Raw genomic sequence first — 17,771 nt, 5'->3', positions numbered from 1 at the left:
AGACTTCACACCGTAGGTCCTCAACGCATCGACCATGCCGATGTCTCGCCTTATCTTTCAGACTTCTATCCGGTCCGTGACAGTCTCGTGGGCTTCAATCGCAAGAGCCAGCCTTTGGGGGGCTTTGGCTTGCTGTTCGCTGACATTGTCCCGTTTCGCCCTCGCGGCCGACAACGTGATCGTGCTCGATTCGGGCGAAGCGCAGCTCACGCTGATCGATCCTGCCACGCACAGAGTGATCGGCACGGAGCCGACCGGCAAGGAACCGCACCATCTGATGATCACGCCCGATGGCCGCTCGCTCATCGTCGCTGATTCGATCTCGAACAACCTGATGTTTGTCGATCCTCACAGCGGCCGTGTGCAGCGCCGTGTCGAGGCTATCGAAGATCCTTATCAGCTGGGCTTTTCTCCTGACCACAAGTGGTTCGTCACCGCGGGATTGCGGCTCGATCGCGTCGACATCTATCACTACGACGGCGGGAACGTGACGCTCGCGAAGCGCATTCCTCTGGCGAAGACGCCCAGCCACCTGACCTTTGCCTCCGATAACCGTACCGTGTTCGTGACGCTGCAGGACACGGGTGAGGTCGCGGCGATCGATCTGCCGACGCAGTCAGTCTTGTGGAAGCTGCACGTAGGCAGGACGCCTGCGGGACTCTGGATGACGCCGGGCGACCGCTATCTGCTGGTCGGCATGACCGGCGAAGACAATGTCGCGGTGGTCGACTGGAAACACCGGCAACTCGTGAAGAAGATCCCTACGGGCCGCGGCGCGCACAATTTCCGCGATCTCGACGATCGCCAGCATATCGCCGTGTCGAACCGAGTGGAGAACACGATCAGCATTCTCGATTACAACACGCTGACAAAAGTGGCCGACATTACCGGCCTGATGCCGGGCCCCGATGATATGGAACTATCGGCGGACCGTCGCTATCTATGGGTCACGTTCCGCTTCGCCAGGCATGTCGGCGTCATCGACCTCGGCACGCACCGGCTGGTCGATACGATTGCCGTGGGGCGTTCGCCGCACGGCCTGTATTTCGCCAACCGCGCACCGGTCTACGCCCCCAATCCGGACTGAGGCAACCCGAAGGGCCTTGCATGATTCACGAACTCGTCGCTGAACTCGACAACGGTGTTTCCGCCCTGCAGACGCTTCTGTACGTCGACGTCGTCCAGCCGATTTTCTACCGCTTCAATCTGATGGGCTATGACGAAGACACTTACGATGCGCTCTACTGGGTGATCGTCGGCGCGCTGCAGATAGCCGTTTCGTATCTGACGTTGCGGCCGCTCGAAGCGCTTCGCCCAGTGGAGACGTGGACCGACCGCAAGGCGTTGCGCGCGGACGTGATCTACACGTGGATCGCCAAGCTCGGCATCATCAATATTGCGTTCTTCTTTCTGCTGCAGCCGTTTTTCAACCATTGGCAGAGCCTGATGGCGATCCACGGCGTGCCCAGCATCAACATCGATAGCCTATGGCCGGGCGTCACCGATCAGCCGCTCGTGTCGTTTCTGATCTATCTGATCGTGCTCGACTTCGCCGGCTACTGGTATCACCGCTGGCAGCACCGGTTCGGCGTGTGGTGGGAGCTGCATGCGGTTCATCATAGCCAGCGGCAGATGTCGCTGTGGACCGACGACCGCAATCACTTTCTCGACGAGATCCTGCAGGCGGCGTTTTTTGCGGCGATCTCGCTGTTCATCGGTGTGCAGCCGAACCAGTTCGTCGTACTCGTCGCAGTCGGCAATTTTATGCAGAGTGTGCAGCACGTGAACGCGCGTCTCACCTATGGATGGCTGCTCGAACGCTTGATCGTGAGTCCCGCGTTTCATCGCCGTCATCACGCGATCGGCTACGGCCACGAAGGCACGCGCTACGGCTGCAATTTCGGCGTTCTGTTCCCGTGGTGGGACATGCTGTTCCGGACTGCGTCGTGGGAGCGCCGGGTCGAGCCGACCGGCATCCGCGATCAGTTGCCCGCGCCGCAGGGTGCCGCGCGCTCCTATGGCGATGGGCTGATCGCGCAGCAATGGTATGCGTTCGGGCGCATCGCCGCGCGTTTGCGCGCAGGGCAGGGTGCGGGCGCAGCCGGGGCTCGCTAACAAGACGGCACAGCCCACGGAACCGGCGTTCTGCGGGCCATCGTGCTTCAGGACCCGGTCAGGTTTCCACGTCCGCGAGACTGAAAATCTCCGTCTTGTCGTTGTACGAAAAAATTTCCGCGTAACGGCCCCAGTCGATCACCGCGTCGAGCGTTTCTTCCGCTGCGCTGTCCGACAGGAAGTCTTCGAGTTCCTGCTCGAAGCGCACGCGCGGCGCGCGATGTCCGGGCCGCTCGTTGAGCACCTTCCTGATCCGCGCGGCAAGCGGCACGCTCTGCAACAGATGGTCGGCGAACATGATCTTGCGCTCCTGTGTGCTGCCCTCGGCGAATCGTTGCGCGGGTGGCGTGAGGAACACGTCGCCCTCGCTGACTTCGGCAAAGCCCAGGTACTGGAGCATTTCCGCAATCGGGAACAGATCGTCCACTTCCAGCTGCAGCGTGCGCGCGATCTCCGGCATGTCGGCGCGGCCGTGGTAGGGGGCGGCCGCGAGCGTTTCGATCAGACCGGCCATCAGGTTCGTCGACACATTGGGCAGCCAGCTGCCGGGCTGGAGTTCGCGCTTGGCCGCGGCGTCGGTGGGGCGCGCGGTCATCTTCGCGTAGATCTCGTCGACGAGCGCGCGAAATTCCGGATCGAGCCGGTTGCGCGGATGCGCGAACGGCACCACGGTTTCGGCCACCACCCGCCCGGGGTTCGACGACAGCACCAGAATGCGGTCGCACATGAACACCGCTTCCTCGATGTTGTGCGTGACGATCAGCACCGCCTTGATCGGCATGCGGTCCTGATTCCACAGGTCGAGCAGGTCGGTGCGCAGCGTTTCGGCGGTCAGCACGTCGAGTGCGGAGAACGGCTCGTCCATCAGCAGGATGGTCGGATCGACGACGAGCGCGCGCGCAAAGCCGACGCGCTGGCGCATGCCGCCCGACAGTTCGCGCGGATAGGCGTTTTCGAAGCCGTCCAGGCCGATCAGGTCGATCGCCGCGAGCGCGCGTGTGCGCCGATCTTCGACGCTGACGCCGAGCGCCTCGAGTCCGGCTTCGACGTTCTGCAATACCGTGAGCCACGGAAACAGCGCGAAGGTCTGGAACACCATCGCGACGCCCTCGGCGGGACCGTTGAGTGGCTTGCCCTGATATGTCACATTGCCGCTCGTCGGCCGGATCAGACCGGCGATGATGCGCAGCAGCGTGGATTTGCCCGAGCCCGAGCGGCCGAGCAGTCCGACGATCTCTCCCTCGTGCAGCGTCAGGTTGACGTCGTCGAGGACGAGCAGCTCGCTCTGGTTTTTATCGAAACCGCGGCACACGTGCTCGATGTTCAGCACCTGCGCGCTCATGTGCGCGGACGACTGGAGTGGGTCGGCCGGAATGGCCTGAATAGCGTTTTGCATGGTTTCACTCCTAGTCGAGTCGCAGCCTGGATTCGGCAAAGGCATACAGGGGGCGCCACAGCGTGCGGTTGAACAGCGTGACGAACAGCGACATCACGGCGACGCCAAGGATGATCTTCGGGAAATCGCCGGCGGCTGTGGTCTCGGCGATATAGGCGCCGAGACCGTGCGCGGCGACCCTGGTATCGCCCCACTGCACGAACTCGGACACGATGCTCGCGTTCCAGGCACCGCCCGACGCGGTAATCGCGCCGGTGACGTAGTACGGGAAGATGCCCGGCAACATGATCTGACGCCACCACTGCCAGCCGCGGATGCGGAAATTGGTGGCCGCCTCGCGATAGTCGTTCGGATAAGCGGTCGCGCCGGCTATCACGTTGAACAGGATGTACCACTGCGTGCCGAGCACGATCAGCGGCGAGAGCCAGATGTCCGGGTTCAGGTGAAAGCGCACGATCACGACCACGAACACCGGGAACAGCAGGTTCGCCGGGAACGCGGCGAGGAACTGCGCGAGCGGCTGAACCTTTTCCGCGAGCGCCGGGCGCAGGCCGATCAGCACGCCGATCGGCACCCAGATCACGGAAGCGAGCGCGATCAGCACCATCACGCGCAGCAGCGTGATCAGCCCGAGCACGAACACGTGACCGACCTCGTCGAGCGTCACGCCGGTGCGCACATAGGTGACCACGCGATAGATCACGTACGCCGTCAGCACGGATACGAGGACGCCCCACACGATGTCGCCCACGCGCGTCGACTTCCCGCTACGCGGTTGCCCGGCGCGCCGGAAGTTCGCGAAAGGTACGCGCAGCGGGATGCGCGCCGCCGTCGCGAGCATCACGCCCGCCGGTGCCAGCAACTCGTGAATCAGGCGCGTGCGCCGCATCATGTCGAGCACCCAGGACTGCGGCGCGTTGCCCGAACTGGTGGTTTCCATGCGGAACTTGTCGGCCCACGCGACGAGCGGACGGAACAGCAACTGGTCGTAGGCCAGAATCACGACCGTCATCGCGAGGATCACCCAGCCGATCGCGTGCAGGTTCTGGTCGCTGATCGCCTGCGCCAGATAGGCGCCGATGCCCGGCAGCGTAATCGTGTTGTTGCCGACCGTAATCGCTTCGGAGGCCACGACGAAGAACCAGCCGCCCGACATCGACATCATCATGTTCCAGATCAGGCCCGGCATCGAGAACGGCACTTCGAGCTTCCAGAAGCGCTGCCATGAGGTCAGATGAAAGCCGCGCGACACCTCGTCGAGATCGCGCGGCACCGTGCGCAGCGACTGATAGAAGCTGAACGTCATGTTCCACGCCTGGCTCGTGAAGATCGCGAAGATCGCGGCGAGCTCGGCGCCGAGCACGCGGCCCGGGAACAGCGCGAGGAAGAACGTGACCGTAAACGAGATGTAGCCGAGCACCGGCACCGACTGCAGGATGTCGAGGACCGGCACCAGCACCTTCTCGGCACGGCGGCTCTTGGCGGCGAGCGTGCCGTACCCGAGCGTGAAGATCAGCGAGGCGACCATCGCCGCGAGCATGCGCAACGTGGTGCGCAACGCATAGGCGGGCAGGTTGGCCGGATCGAGCGAGATCGCCTGCGTCTTCAATGTCGACATCGGCGCAAGCGTCTGCTGAAAGCCGATGGACGCCATGGCGATCAGACAGATGATCAGCGGAAACGCAATGAAGTCCCATGCGTTTGGCAGCAGCCGCCGGGCGGACGCATTCGCGGTGCGGTTCAGGTTGAAGCTGAACTCCATCAGTCACCCCCGGGGCCATGAGCGTTTGCGCGGAGCGAAATCGTGACGGCGTACCGAGCGGCGGCATGTGCGTCGTTTCGCGACGGATCTTTGGGTTGGAACATGACGAAACGCAAGTTGATGAAAGGTTTTGTTCAGCAAGCACGGTCACGACGGATCGACGCGACAATCTTTCGATTCTGGCGTTGATTCGTGACGGAAACTTGGCAGAACTTAAGGGAACAGCGATCCTGAGCCCGAAGGGCGAACGGCGGCCGCAATCCCGAAGGTTTGCGAGAGCGTGCCAGCGTGGACGAGCGAAGGCCGCGTCCATTTGGCGCTCATGATCGAGATGCACGAAGGAATTTTGCTGCTGCGCGCACCGTTCTGCCTGTCGGCGGAACGGCGGCGCGAGAAAGGGGCGCGGACGTTCTGCCGGTCAGGCAGTGAAACTGTTCGAAGATCGACTACTGCAAGTGTCCAAGGCGTCAGCCCCATTTAAGAAGACGGCGAATTCTAGTCGCGGTAAAAACGGGAAGTCAACCAGATTCTGTAAGCAGAGCCAACGTTAATCGATGAAGTCTCGCGCAAAGAGTTTGAAAGTTGTTGCGTGCGGTTCGGAAACACAGTGTTGTCTTTATGCGTTTTTTGCTTGCGCTTGTGCGGGCGATGTCAATACAATCCGCCCCATCGTATCGAAGGAGTCGTCCGTGGACGCATGTTCAGGCAGTGGAAGTCCGGTGCTGGCCAGCGCCGGCAACACAACCGCGAGATAGCCGCCGCAGGTTCGCTCCTTCGCCGCTAACTCGCCCGAGTCGGGTTAGCGCGCTTCAATACTGACCGGCCCCTTGCTGCCGGTTTTCTGTAGCACGCTTCCTCTTTTGATCGTCATGTGCAAGGTTGTTTGCAGGGGCAGTTGCGCTTTCATCTTGCGCTCGCCGCGCCCGCGGCGCTTTCAGCGCTGGCTCGCGCAAGCCTCGATGCCGACAGCGAATTGAACGTATGTTTGCCATGCGCATGTGCGAATAACAACGGATCATCCGCCTATAACTTCAACCACCCATACATGATGAAAAATATCCACAAGCGCGGACTGTTGGACTCCGGCGGCCCCCTCGCCGTGAGTGCCGTTCTTGCTCTCGGCCTCGTTCCTTGCGCGTTCGCTCAGACAGCCGGCGAAGGTGCGACGGCGCAGGCGGTGCCCTCGACTGCACCGTCCGCGTCGGGTCCCGGCACCAAGGACGATGCGGCGCCCGCCGATCAGGCCGCCGCCGCACCGACGGGATTGTGGGAGCGCTCGAACCTGCTCGGCGACATGGGCGGCTTGCGTCCCTGGCTCGGCAACTATGGTGTGACGTTCAATCTGCAGGAGACCAGCGAGTACATGGGCAACGTGTCGGGCGGCACGAATCGTGGCGGCGCTTATCAAGGCTTGACCCAGTTCGGGCTCGTGGTCGATACGCAGAAGGCCTTTGGATTGCCCGGCGGCACTTTCAACGTTTCCGGTTTGCAGATTCATGGCACGAGCCTGACCGCCAGAAATCTGCAAACGCTGCAAACCGCGAGCGGCATCGAAGCCGAGGCCGCGACCCGTTTGTGGGAGCTGTGGTATCAGCAGTCGCTTGGCAATGTCGACGTGAAGATCGGTCAGCAGAGTCTCGATCAGGAGTTCATGGTCAGCCAGTACGCGGCAACCTTCATGAACGCGGCGTTCGGCTGGCCAGTGCTGCCGTCCGCCGATCTGCCCGCGGGCGGACCCGCTTATCCGCTGTCGTCGCTCGGCGTGAGGGCGCGGGCGGCGTTTGCGAACGGAGTGACCGTGTTGGGCGGCGTCTTCGACGGCAATCCGGCCCCGGGCGTCGGCGATCCCCAGAAGCTCAACGCGAGCGGTACGAACTTCAATCTCGGCAATGGCGCGCTCGTGATCGGCGAACTGCAATACGCAATCAACCAGCCGTCGGCGAACCCGTCCGATCCGAAACCGGCCGGCTTGCCGGGGACCTACAAGCTGGGCTTCTGGTACAACAGCAACCACTTTGCGGATCAGGGTTTCGACACTAGCGGACTGTCGCTCGCGAATCCGGCGAGCAACGGCGTACCGACGAGTCATCGCGGCAACTACAGCATCTACGCGGTCGCCGACCAGATGGTGTGGCGCCCGGAGCCCGACAGCCCGCGCTCGCTCGGTGTGTTCGCGCGCATCATGGGCGCGCCAGGCGACCGCAATCTCGTCGACCTGAGCGTGAACGCGGGTGTCACGCTCAAGGCGCCGTTCAAAGGGCGCGACAACGACGCGGTCGGGCTCGCGCTCGGCTACGCGAAGATCGGCGCGCACGCGCAGGATCTCGCGAGCGCGCAGGCGCTGTCCACCCCCGGCTATCCTTCGCGCAGCGGGGAGACGATGCTCGAGGCAACCTATCAGTACGAGGTCGCGCCGTGGTGGATGCTGCAAGCGGACTTCCAGTACTTCTGGCGGCCGGGCGGCGGGATTCCGGACCCGGCGGATTCGTCCCGGCGCATCAAGGACGAGGCGGTTCTCGGCTTGCGCACGACGATCCAGTTCTGAGAGAGGATCAGCGACGCCTGTCGGAGCGACGCCACTTATCCCTGCGCATGCGCGGCAACCGCGTCCAACGTGCGCGCCGAGTACACCAGCGTCGCCCCGGCGTTGACCGCCATTGCGACGCCGAGCGCTTCGGCGATTTCCTCGCGCGTCGCGCCGTGCTTCAGCGCCTCGGCCGTATGAACCGTGATACAGCCATCACAGCGCACACTCACGGCGACCGCGAGCGCAATCAGCTCGCGCGTTTTCGCGCCGAGCACGTCGGTCTTCTGACCGGCGTTCGACATCGCCTGATACGCCTTCACACTGTCGGGCGCGAGCGTCGACATTTCGCCGATACGGCCGAACAGTTCCTTGCGGTAATCGATCCAGTTCAACATGGCAGTGCTCCTTGGTCCGTTGCGCGCCGGCGAGTGCCGGCGTCGTCGGATACAAGTATTGCGTCGCACGGCGATATCCCGAATACTCCTTCGACTTAACTTTTAGCGCGCTCGTCTCATGGACATGCTCAGTCGCCTGATCGACCTTGCCCGGCTGCAGGCGAGCCTCGATCTTCGCTGCCTGCTGTCAGGCGCATTCGATATCGATCACGCGCCGCTGGAGGCGGGCGTCGCGCCGTTTCATCTGGTGCTCGACGGCGCCTGCGTGATCGAAACCACCGCGGGTGAGCAACTCGAATTGCGAGCCGGCGATTTCATGCTGTTTCCACGCGGCGCCGCCCATCGCGTGCGCGACGTGAAGCGCTCGGCGGGCGGCATGCCGGTGACGCTCGGGCACGACGGCATGCTGCCGGTGCGACGCAACGACGGCCATGAACCGGGCGAAAAGTTCGCCCACGCATCCGGCGACACCTCGGTTCATCCCGGCGTCGACCTGCTGTGCGGCCGCTTCGTCTACGCCCCGGGCTCGCCGGCGCTGCTGCTCAATGCGTTGCCCGATCCGCTGCATGTGTCGCTCGGTGACGCGCAAACGCTCGATGCGCTGCAAACGATGATCGCGCTGATGCGCGGTGAAGCGCGGCGGCGTCAGGCGGGCGCGCTCGCGATCGTCACCGCCTTGAGCCACGCGCTGTTCGCGATGGCGCTGCGCGTGCACGGGGAGCGCAACGCGAACAGCGCGGGCATGCTCGCGCTGCTGACGGATTCACGTCTCGGCGCCTCGGTGCAGGCCATGCTCGACGCGCCCGAGCGCGCATGGACGATCGCCGAACTCGGGGAGCGCGCGGCGATGTCTCGTGCGACTTACGCACGCCGCTTCACCGAGCGCGCGGGCGTGACCGTGATGGACTTTCTCACGCAGCTCCGCATGGCGATCGCCAGCGATCTGCTGTTGCGCACGCAACGCAGCGCGGCGGACATCGGCGAGGCGGTCGGCTATCAATCGGAAGCGGCGTTCGGCAAGGCGTTTGCGCAAAGCGTCGGCGTGACGCCGGGACGTTACCGGCGTCGCACGCAAGCGGACGACGAGTCGGATCGCTGAGTAGAATCTCGACGCGCGCCGCGATTTCATTTGGGCGGCTCGCCCTTGGCGAACGCATGTCTTTCGAGCGACGCCATCAGCCGCGCGATCACGAGCGCGCAGACCGTACCGAGCGTCACTTCGCCGAGCCGCAGGAACGCCTTGTCCCAGGCGGGGCCGATCCCAGGCACGAGCAGCATGATCGTCGCGGTGATGCCGCCGAGGCGCGCCGCGCTGCCGACGTTGACGACCCAGCAGATCATGATCGCAGCCGCCACGGTCGCCGCGTAGGCGGCAAAATGCCCGCCGCCCGCGAGCGTGCCGATCAGCCCGCAGATGCCACCGACCATCGCGCCGATGAACTGGTCGCGCGACAGCTTGCGGGTGTCGATATAACTATGCTGGCTGACCGCAATCGCGGTGATCGCGGCCCAGAACGCCTGCTCGGTATGCAGCGCGCGGCCGATGCCGAACGCGAGACTCGCGGCCGCGACCGCCTGGACGGCCATGAAGCCACCTTCGATGAGCCTGTCGCCGAGCGGCAGCGATTTCAGGAAAGCGAACAGCGCATCCGCGGCGCGCGTGCGCGAGGCGGGGCGTGAATCGTTGGACGGAGTCATCGGGTGAGAGCGGCTCGGCGGGCATGATGGTGACCTATTCTAGCGGCTCCGCTGCGCGCTTCCACCATGATCCAGATCGTGCCGAAGAGCGCACGCGGCCTGTCGCGCTTCCATCAAGCGTGGCGTCCGAACGAGCGCCACGGCTGCGTGGTGGGGGGCGCATATCAGTGGTGATGCCGACACTTCCGTCGTAATGCGGAGAGGGGGCTGGTTACCGAATTCGCCCCCCCATTCAAAATCGCCATACCCCCTCCTCAAAGGGGGGGATTTGAAAATCGACAGGCTCTATCTTTTGTCCGAAATTGACAAATCAGACGGGACCGATGTTGCATGCCGCGCATGCCGGCGCGGTGCCGTACGCGATTTTTATGGTGTTTTTTTCGTCCCGTTCAACGTGGTTGCGCGCGCGAGGGCAAGGCCGGATGCGCACGGGTTTCGCCGACTTTGTCGGGGAGCAGGATTTCCGGTTGGCCGGGCGAAAGCAATAGGTGATAAATGAATATCCTGCTGGTGGAAAGCGATCCCGCGCAAACGGATTCGGTGGAGAGGGCGATCAGGCAGTCGGGGCATCGGATCAGCAAGGTCGAGCGAGGCGAGGACGCAATCACCTTTCTCCAGGGCAACGAGGTCGATCTCGTGGTGCTCGATTGGGAGTCGCCGGGCGTCAGCGGCTTCGAGGTGCTGCACTGGATACGCCGTCATCTGGGCCGCGAACCACCGGTGCTGTTCGTGATCAGCCGGCTTCTGGAAGTCGACATCGTGCAGGCGCTGGACGCCGGTGCGGATGACTACGTCTTCAAGCCGCTGCGGACTGAAGAACTGATGGCCAGAGCCGGCGCACTGCTGCGTCGCGCCCAGCGCAGCATCAAGGCCGAATGCGTAATCGCCTTTGGTCCGTACTTCTTCGACGTCACGCAGCGCCGCGTCTTTCTGCACCGCGAAGCGATCGCGCTCACGGACAAGGAATTCGCCGTCGCGGCATATTTCTTCGCGAACGTCGGCCAGGTTGTCTCCAAACGGTTTCTGGCGAGGCTTGCCTGGGGCCGCGAACTGGATAGTACTTCGCGCACGATCGACACGCATATCTACCGGCTGCGGCGCAAGTTGGTCCTGCGTCCCGAGAATGGCGTGCGTTTGGCGACTGTCTATACGCATGGATACCGGCTCGACGAGGTCGCTCGCGGTAGCGGAAACGCGCTAGCTTCGGCGGATGCGGAGCCGGAAGATTCACTCGCCGCGCCTCGCACAGCTTCGCATTGAGTCGTCAGACTCTTCAGCGTATCTTGAACAACCATCCACAAAGACCCATCAATACCTCTCACGGAGAGCCGGTGAGAGGACCATTCATGAACACACCCGCAGATAGTTTCGAGCGCGAATGGATCGTCTCGCTGATCCAGACCAAAATGATGCCGCCGCGCATTCCCGCCGGATGCGTGCAAAGGCCTGAATTGCTCCGGCGACTCGATGAACGGCACCCGCGTCACCTGACGCTCGTGATCGCGCCCGCGGGCTTCGGCAAAACGACTTTGCTTGCCGCGTGGAGCGAGGCGCAAGCGAGAAAGAAGCGGCCCGTTGCGTGGCTCAGTCTCGATGAAGAGGACGATGATCCGCAGCAACTCGGCGCCTATCTGGTGGCGGCGCTTTCTCGCGCGTCGAAGGAGATCGCGTGGCAGGCACAGCAACTTCTCGACAACGATGCACACACGCCGGTCAGAACGGTCATTTCCGTGCTGCTGAATGGCATCGCCGCGTACGGCCGCGGGGTATTTCTCGTGCTCGACGACGTCGACCGTCTGAGTGCGAAGCCCGTTCTCGCGATCGTGTCACGCCTCTTGCGCTACGCGCCCGACAACCTGCACGTTCTGCTCGGAGCACGCGCCGAACCGGCGCTGCCGCTCAGCGAGCTGCGATCGCCGGAAAAGCTCTCGCGCGTGACTGCCGACGATCTGCGTTTTTCGCTCGACGATGCTCAGGCGTTTTTCGAGCGCACCGGCAACGCGCCGCTCAATCGCAACAGCGTCGAATTGTTGAACCTCGCGACCGAAGGCTGGGTGGCCGGTTTGCAACTGGCCTCACTCGGACTGACCCGCGTCGAGGACGTCGCCGCGCTCGCCAGTCATCTCGCCGGTTCCCGGTTCGGCATCGATCGCTATCTGAGCGACACGGTGTTTGCACATTTGCCGCCGCACATGCTGACGTTTCTGCTGTACACGTCGATTCTCGAGCGGCTCACGGCGGCCCTCTGCGACGAAGTCATGGGCAGTGAAGGTGGGAGCGGAGAAAAACTGGACTGGCTCGAACGGCACAACGTGTTCATCCGGCCGCTCGATGAAACGCAAGACTGGTATCGCTATCACGCATTGCTGAGCGATGCGCTGCGCCGCCGTCTCGTGCGTCAGACGCCCGGACAGGTTCCGTTGCTGCATCGCCGGGCCAGCCTCTGGTTCGCTCGGGCTCGCCTGTGGCCCGAGGCCGTGCGGCATGCGCTGGCCGCGGGCGATAACGATCAGGCGGCGCAGTGGGCCGAAAACTGCGCGATGGAGATGCTTCAGCGCGGCGACCCGTTCATGCTGCCGGGCTGGATTGGCAAGCTTCCACAGGATGTGATCGCCGGTCGATTACGTTTGCGCCTGGCGAAAGCCTGGAGTCTCGCGATGTCGCTTGAAACCGCGCGCGCGTCGAAGGAGATCAGTGCGATCGCCGACGAATTCGAGCGAAGGGCCCGCGATGATCAGTCGCTGGCCGACGAGGCCGCGCGGACGGAAATCAACGCGGTCCGCGCGGTGATCGCCTGCGTGAGTGACGACAGCGAACATGCGCTCGAACTGGGGCGTGCCGTTGAAGCGTCGAAGGCGCCTGCGCAGCCATGGGTACGGTATTACGGGCAAAGCGCGGAAATCTTCGGCTTGATGTATCGAGGGCAGTTCAGCTACATATCCCGCGTGTGGAGAGCGCGGGTCGATCAGGTGGGAATCAGCCGGAAGCCGAGCAGCGCGGATATGCTGCGCGACGCGGTGTATGGCATAGCTGCGCTGATCCACGGCGAACTTCCTGATGCGAAAAGGGTGATGGAAGTGGCGATGCGGTACTCCGAGGAGAAGCTGGGGGAATGGTCGGCGAGCACGGCCGCGGTGGCCGGTTGCCTTGCATCGATTTGCTATGAATGCAACGAGTTACCCAAAGCGCGCAAGTTGATCGAGGGGCGCATGACCATTGCGTTGGAGACGTCGCCACTCGCTGCATTGATGCGCTACCTGCTTACGGCGTCGCGCGTACTGTGGCGCGATGGTAAAAAGGGGCCCGCGCTGGCCGTTCTCGAAGATGGTCGGCAAGTCGGGATCAAACGTCGATGGTTGCGTCTGAAGCTCGCGTGCGACGCGGAGGCCGTCAGACAGCTTATTGCCGACGGCAACGTGGTCGAAGCGAGACAGATCGCCGACGAACTGAGCGCGAGCGTACCGATGATGTGCGAAGGGCGACGGGGCTCGGCGATGGAAACGTGGGCGAGCTACTGTGTGCTGCAAGCCCGCGTTCTGCTCGCCGAACATGCCGCGGATGACGCCGTTGGCTTTCTGTCGCGCTCGCTCGACGACCTGGTGGCGCTTGGCTGGCGCTATGCCGAGGCCGTCGTTTCGTTGTTGCTTGCGCTTGCGCACGAGCAGAACGGTGCCTCGCAGAAGGCCCTCCGGGCGCTGGAAAACGCGCTGCGGATCGGGTGCGCGATGGGCTTGATCAATAGCTTCGTGGACGAAGGGGCGCCGATGCGTGCGTTGCTGGAACACTGTCGCCGCATGCCATCGGAAATCTCGACGCGGCACGCCGCGTATATCGACACGTTGCTGTCGGCTTTCGACGAGGTCAACAAGATGTCATCTCCATTGCCGAACTATGCCGATTCGAAGATGGCGCCGGGCACACTGAGCGCGAGGGAGCTCCAGATACTTGGCTACGTCGCTCGCGGGATGTCGAACAAGGAAATTGGCCGATCATTGAAACTGGCGCCCGAGACAGTGAAATGGCACATGAAGAACGTGTTCGAAAAATTGAACGTCAATTCGCGATTCGAAGCCGTGCAGAGTGCCTTTGGCATTCAGCCTGGCGGAGACTGAAGCGCCGCGTCGCATGATTGCGACGGCGCCCCAGACCCTCGCCGCGGCTCGCGTCCAAACGCTTCGCGCCAGCGCTGAGGAGGTGCGATGTAGGGGCGCCCGCGCACCGATAAGGGCGCCCCGCGGATCAGAGCTTCACGCCGCCGGCCTCGGGGGCATCCGACGATCCCGGAGGAATATCCGTGACATCGAGGTCGCCGCGGCCCCTATAAACGTCGCCGCCCCAGTACGGTTCGCTGCCGTAGTACTGGTGGATAGTGGTGGCCCACGTCTGATCCGCCATCGATGGCCAGTGATCTTTATCAAATCCCGGTGCGTTCTTTACGCGCTCGGCCGTCATGTTCAGCACGAAGCATTTCTCCTGTGTATCGAGCGTCAAGGCACTCCACGGAATCGCAAGCAGCTTGTCGCCGATGCCGAGAAAGCCGCCGCTCGACAGCACTGCGTACGCGACGCGGCCCGAACGCACGTCGAGCATGATGTCCTTGATCTTGCCGATATGCTCGCCGTCGCTGCTGATGACCTTGTCGCCGTCGAGCGTCGCCGCGGCCATCACATCGGGGCCCGGCCCTTCCGCGGTCGCCGCGCCCTTGCCGACGATGTTCGCACCTTGAGTCTGAGTCTGAATGACCATGATGGGTCTCCTTTGAACGGGGAATGTACCGGGGCATTGAGCAACGGCCGTTCCATCGACTCGCGCGAGGCCAGCACTCGGTGACACGCGTCCGATTCGCGCGACGATGCACCGTCCGCGTAAAGGATGCGAGCAGGTTTGAAATTATTGCGTCCGTGCCGACGGCGAGCGCGATGGATGTCCGGCTCGTGACGGCCGCGTCGCCACGCTATGGTTTTTCGCAGCGACGGTTCACTTGCGCACCGCACGCGATTTTTTCAGCAGACTCGTCAGCGAAGCGTCGATGCTGTCGTCGACCGGCGACTGGCGCGCCTTGCGGCCTTTCGCCGGGGACGCGCGCTCGAGTTTCGCCGCGCGTTTTTCCGCACGAGAGAGCAGGACCGTGAAGGCCAGTTCATCGATCCTGAGTCCGCGGCGTGACTGCCCCGGCGCGAGGCTGCCCAATTCGTCGGCTTCGAACGCGCTGATGATCGCCGGATGAATATAGCAGCGCCGGCATACGGCCGGCGTATTGCGCAGCAGCGTCGCGACCTCTTTCACGGTCGCGACGAGATGACGGTGCGCTTCGCCCGCGCTGCCAAACATCGATCGACGCAGCGCAGCAAGCGCGTACACGCTGCCGGCCCAGGTACGGTAGTCCTTCGCGGTGAAGTCCGCACCACTTACGCGCCTCAGGTAGTCGTTGATATCGGTCGAGCCGACGGGGTGATGCGTGCCGTCTTCGTCGAGATACTGGAACAGCTCGTGACCCGGCAGCTCCGCGCAACGCCGCACGATGTGCCGGACGTTCGGATCGTCGACGCTTACGTCGTGCTCGATGCCGCTCTTGCCGCGAAACCGGAAGCGCAATTGAGACGCTTCGATCTTCACGTGCTTCTTGCGCAGCGTCGTTAGTCCGTACGACTGATTTTCGCGCGCGTATTCGACGCTGCCGATGCGGATCAACGTCGTGTCGAGCAATTGCACGATCGCCGCGACCACCTTGTCGAGAGGCATACCCGGCAGCTTCAGATCGCGCGCGACGCGGGCGCGGATTTTCGGCAGGGCGCGGCCGAACTCGGCCATCCGTTCGTATTTGACGGCATCGCGCGTTTCACGCCAGCGCGGATGATAACGGTACTGCTTGCGGCCGCGCGCGTCTCGGCCGGTCGCCTGCAGATGACCGCGCGGGTCGGGGCAGATCCACACGTCCTCATAGGCGGGGGGAATGGCGAGCGAGTTGATACGTTGAATCACGGCCTCGTCGGCGATGCGCTCGCCGTTCACGTCGAAATAGGCGAAGCCGTTGCCGTCGCGCTGGCGCGTGAAACCGGGCCGGGTGTCGTCGGTGTGGCGCAGACCTGGCGGGAGCGGCTGCGCTGCGGCATGGCCGTTCGCGGCCGTCGCGTCGCTTGATGCGGGCGGGGAAGGAGTCGCAGTAGCCATCGTCGCAAACGGAACTATCAAGCGTGGTTCGGATCGGCTCGCCCGTTGCGGGCGGCGTGCGTGTTGTGCTCGGCGACAAGCAAGGGGGATGCCATTGGCAAGCGCAACAACGTCAGGGCGCGGAACGCGCCTTGCGGAAAAAAACGGTGTGATCAACCGCAAGGAGAGCTTTCATGAGCAGCACACTCGATCCTGACGAAGAGCCGCAGCAGACCGTCAAGCAGACGTCTGGCACGACCGGTTCGCTCGGCCCGAGCGATTCGTCCGATAGCGGCAGCGACGTCGCGGGCGCGAAGCGCCATGATTTCGACGTCGATACGGAGCTCGACAATCACGCGCTCGGCACGGGCGACGCCGAACTCGGCAGCGATACCGATCGCTCAGGCACAGGCGAACGCGCTTCGGCCGATGGCGATTCGACGTTGCAAGCAGACCGCGACATCGGCACGGACCACCTCGTCGATCCGCAAGTGCCGCCGGGCGAGGAGCGTTCCGACGATGACGAAACAGATCTCTGAACAGGGCATTTTTGCTCGCGAAACCGCTCATGTAGGCAGCGAGAACGCTACGCACTCACCGGAACACGGTGCTCTAACCAGGCATGTGTTTTGCGCGCCCACGCTTTACCAAGGCGCTGCGCTTATTCACATGCATCGACAGGGAGGAAATGCATGAAGATCCGGTATTCCCTACAAGTGATGACTGGCGCGCTGGCCGTGCTCGGCATGAGCGCGGCATCGATCGACGCGGCCTGGGCGCAGGCGAGCGATGCGCCCGCGAGCGCCGCGCCGGCCGGCGGCACGACGCTGTCGCCAGCCGACCAGCAGTTCGTCCTGGAAGCCTCGAAGTCGGACTCCACCGAAATTGCCGCCAGCAGGATCGCGCTGAAAAATTCGAACGATCCGCACGTCAGGAAGTTTGCGCAACAGATGATCACCGACCACACGAAACTCTCGCACGCAATGGCGGAACTGGTCGCGAAGAAGGGCTTCAAGCCGACCCCATCGGCGGATTCCGCACTGGTTGGCAAGCTGCAGACGTTGAAGGGTACCGAGTTCGACCAGGCCTACGTCGAGCAGGTGGGCGTGGAGGCGCATCAGCGCGCGGTGGATCTGTTCCAGCAGGAAAGCGAGAGCGGGACCGACGCGCAACTGAAGGCGGCGGCTGCGAATGCGCTGCCGATCATCAAGCATCATCTCGAGATGGCGCAGCAACTCGCCGGCACGATGAAGGGCTAGTCATGAACGCGATCCTGCCACGCCTGCGTAGGAGGACTCTCTGATGCAGATTCACTTCCCCGACGACGAACCGGCCTTCGACGGCGCGAATCTGACGGTGCGCTTTCTCGCGCGCGTGGATGGCGAGCCGGTGACTTGCGCGATTACAGCCGAGGCGCTCGAAGATCATTTTGGCGCCGAATCCGCACTGGAATCGGCGTTGCTGGCCGCGTTCGACAAGGGCCGCGAGCGCATCCGCTCGGTTTGCGCGGAAGCACTCGAGCATAACCGCGGAGAAGGTGTCGTGCTACATAGCGGACTGTTCAGAGTGGAAGGCATGGCACCGGACCGTGGCGGCGTAGCGTAGCGCTTGCGCGTGCCGGTCCGAGCGGACATGCCCAATATGCCGGGCACGCGTGATGCGCGCTCGCCCCTGCACCCAGCCGCGCCTGAGAGCGATTCATCGCGGGGTGACAAAAGACCTCGCGCG

At 63.4% G+C, this 17,771-nt stretch carries 14 protein-coding genes and 1 pseudogene; 9 read left to right on the top strand and 6 right to left on the bottom strand.

Annotated features, from left to right (window positions below; all coding sequences use genetic code 11):
* The first annotated feature begins 40 nt into the window (after positions 1–40).
* Both LJ655_RS00795 and LJ655_RS00790 read left to right on the top strand, forming a co-directional pair.
* Positions 41–1,087 (top strand): YncE family protein, encoded by a 1,047-nt coding sequence (locus LJ655_RS00795; RefSeq protein ID WP_230559360.1) that lies wholly within the window; start codon positions 41–43, stop codon positions 1,085–1,087.
* 20 nt (positions 1,088–1,107) lie between these two features.
* A complete protein-coding gene (locus LJ655_RS00790) occupies positions 1,108–2,115 on the top strand; it encodes a sterol desaturase family protein (RefSeq protein ID WP_230559359.1) in 1,008 nt (335 codons plus the stop codon).
* 58 nt (positions 2,116–2,173) lie between these two features.
* Here the strand turns inward: LJ655_RS00790 and LJ655_RS00785 are convergent, their stop codons facing one another.
* Together LJ655_RS00785 and LJ655_RS00780 are read right to left on the bottom strand one after the other, a co-directional pair.
* Positions 2,174–3,511 carry an ABC transporter ATP-binding protein gene (locus tag LJ655_RS00785; protein WP_230559358.1) on the bottom strand — a complete coding sequence of 446 codons (1,338 nt, stop codon included), beginning with the start codon at positions 3,509–3,511 and terminating at the stop codon, positions 2,174–2,176.
* Positions 3,512–3,521: 10 nt separating this feature from the next.
* Complete coding sequence (locus tag LJ655_RS00780; protein WP_230559357.1) at positions 3,522–5,273, bottom strand: ABC transporter permease; 1,752 nt, start codon at positions 5,271–5,273, stop codon at positions 3,522–3,524.
* A gap of 1,045 nt (positions 5,274–6,318) precedes the next feature.
* Between LJ655_RS00780 and LJ655_RS00775 the strand changes: the two genes are divergently transcribed.
* Positions 6,319–7,818 (top strand): carbohydrate porin, encoded by a 1,500-nt coding sequence (locus tag LJ655_RS00775; protein WP_425605753.1) that lies wholly within the window; start codon positions 6,319–6,321, stop codon positions 7,816–7,818.
* 35 nt (positions 7,819–7,853) lie between these two features.
* Here LJ655_RS00775 and LJ655_RS00770 read toward each other — a convergent pair whose 3' ends face one another.
* On the bottom strand, positions 7,854–8,195 hold the full coding sequence (locus LJ655_RS00770; protein WP_230559356.1) for a carboxymuconolactone decarboxylase family protein: 342 nt from the start codon (positions 8,193–8,195) through the stop codon (positions 7,854–7,856).
* Positions 8,196–8,313: 118 nt separating this feature from the next.
* On the opposite strand from LJ655_RS00770, the gene LJ655_RS00765 reads away from it, so the two are divergent.
* Complete coding sequence (locus LJ655_RS00765; protein WP_230559355.1) at positions 8,314–9,294, top strand: cupin domain-containing protein; 981 nt, start codon at positions 8,314–8,316, stop codon at positions 9,292–9,294.
* A gap of 26 nt (positions 9,295–9,320) precedes the next feature.
* Here the strand turns inward: LJ655_RS00765 and LJ655_RS00760 are convergent, their stop codons facing one another.
* On the bottom strand, positions 9,321–9,893 hold the full coding sequence (locus LJ655_RS00760) for an FUSC family protein (RefSeq protein WP_230559354.1): 573 nt from the start codon (positions 9,891–9,893) through the stop codon (positions 9,321–9,323).
* Between the two features lie 495 nt (positions 9,894–10,388).
* On the opposite strand from LJ655_RS00760, the gene LJ655_RS00755 reads away from it, so the two are divergent.
* Both LJ655_RS00755 and LJ655_RS00750 read left to right on the top strand, forming a co-directional pair.
* Positions 10,389–11,153 (top strand): response regulator transcription factor, encoded by a 765-nt coding sequence (locus LJ655_RS00755; RefSeq protein ID WP_230559353.1) that lies wholly within the window; start codon positions 10,389–10,391, stop codon positions 11,151–11,153.
* A gap of 86 nt (positions 11,154–11,239) precedes the next feature.
* On the top strand, positions 11,240–14,005 hold the full coding sequence (locus tag LJ655_RS00750) for a winged helix-turn-helix domain-containing protein (RefSeq protein ID WP_230559352.1): 2,766 nt from the start codon (positions 11,240–11,242) through the stop codon (positions 14,003–14,005).
* Between the two features lie 127 nt (positions 14,006–14,132).
* Here LJ655_RS00750 and LJ655_RS00745 read toward each other — a convergent pair whose 3' ends face one another.
* The gene (locus LJ655_RS00745; protein WP_230559351.1) at positions 14,133–14,639 is read right to left on the bottom strand and encodes a PRC-barrel domain-containing protein; all 507 of its coding nucleotides are present in this window, start codon (positions 14,637–14,639) and stop codon (positions 14,133–14,135) included.
* Between the two features lie 231 nt (positions 14,640–14,870).
* Positions 14,871–16,064: a DNA topoisomerase IB gene (locus tag LJ655_RS00740; protein WP_230559350.1), complete on the bottom strand. Its 1,194-nt coding sequence runs from the start codon at positions 16,062–16,064 to the stop codon at positions 14,871–14,873.
* Positions 16,065–16,237: 173 nt separating this feature from the next.
* Between LJ655_RS00740 and LJ655_RS00735 the strand changes: the two genes are divergently transcribed.
* From LJ655_RS00735 to LJ655_RS00725, 3 genes and pseudogenes are all read left to right on the top strand, one after another.
* Positions 16,238–16,582: a chemotaxis protein gene (locus LJ655_RS00735; RefSeq protein WP_230559349.1), complete on the top strand. Its 345-nt coding sequence runs from the start codon at positions 16,238–16,240 to the stop codon at positions 16,580–16,582.
* Positions 16,583–16,735: 153 nt separating this feature from the next.
* Positions 16,736–17,302, top strand: coding sequence for a DUF4142 domain-containing protein (locus LJ655_RS00730; protein ID WP_230559348.1), 567 nt, complete (start codon positions 16,736–16,738; stop codon positions 17,300–17,302).
* A 2-nt stretch (positions 17,303–17,304) separates the two neighbouring features.
* Positions 17,305–17,648, top strand: a pseudogene (locus LJ655_RS00725) (DUF1488 family protein).
* Positions 17,649–17,771 lie beyond the last annotated feature (123 nt).

This window comes from Paraburkholderia translucens (assembly GCF_020881035.1).
GTDB lineage: Bacteria > Pseudomonadota > Gammaproteobacteria > Burkholderiales > Burkholderiaceae > Paraburkholderia > Paraburkholderia translucens.
This window is presented reverse-complemented; position numbering and strand designations above follow the sequence as displayed.

Coding starts and splice junctions, on each gene's coding strand:
- LJ655_RS00795 (WP_230559360.1), top strand. CDS start 41: ATGTCTCGCCTTATCTTTCAGACTTCTATCCGGTCCGTGACAGTCTCG.
- LJ655_RS00790 (WP_230559359.1), top strand. CDS start 1,108: ATGATTCACGAACTCGTCGCTGAACTCGACAACGGTGTTTCCGCCCTG.
- LJ655_RS00785 (WP_230559358.1), bottom strand. CDS start 3,511: ATGCAAAACGCTATTCAGGCCATTCCGGCCGACCCACTCCAGTCGTCC.
- LJ655_RS00780 (WP_230559357.1), bottom strand. CDS start 5,273: ATGGAGTTCAGCTTCAACCTGAACCGCACCGCGAATGCGTCCGCCCGG.
- LJ655_RS00775 (WP_425605753.1), top strand. CDS start 6,319: ATGATGAAAAATATCCACAAGCGCGGACTGTTGGACTCCGGCGGCCCC.
- LJ655_RS00770 (WP_230559356.1), bottom strand. CDS start 8,195: ATGTTGAACTGGATCGATTACCGCAAGGAACTGTTCGGCCGTATCGGC.
- LJ655_RS00765 (WP_230559355.1), top strand. CDS start 8,314: ATGGACATGCTCAGTCGCCTGATCGACCTTGCCCGGCTGCAGGCGAGC.
- LJ655_RS00760 (WP_230559354.1), bottom strand. CDS start 9,893: ATGACTCCGTCCAACGATTCACGCCCCGCCTCGCGCACGCGCGCCGCG.
- LJ655_RS00755 (WP_230559353.1), top strand. CDS start 10,389: ATGAATATCCTGCTGGTGGAAAGCGATCCCGCGCAAACGGATTCGGTG.
- LJ655_RS00750 (WP_230559352.1), top strand. CDS start 11,240: ATGAACACACCCGCAGATAGTTTCGAGCGCGAATGGATCGTCTCGCTG.
- LJ655_RS00745 (WP_230559351.1), bottom strand. CDS start 14,639: ATGGTCATTCAGACTCAGACTCAAGGTGCGAACATCGTCGGCAAGGGC.
- LJ655_RS00740 (WP_230559350.1), bottom strand. CDS start 16,064: ATGGCTACTGCGACTCCTTCCCCGCCCGCATCAAGCGACGCGACGGCC.
- LJ655_RS00735 (WP_230559349.1), top strand. CDS start 16,238: ATGAGCAGCACACTCGATCCTGACGAAGAGCCGCAGCAGACCGTCAAG.
- LJ655_RS00730 (WP_230559348.1), top strand. CDS start 16,736: ATGAAGATCCGGTATTCCCTACAAGTGATGACTGGCGCGCTGGCCGTG.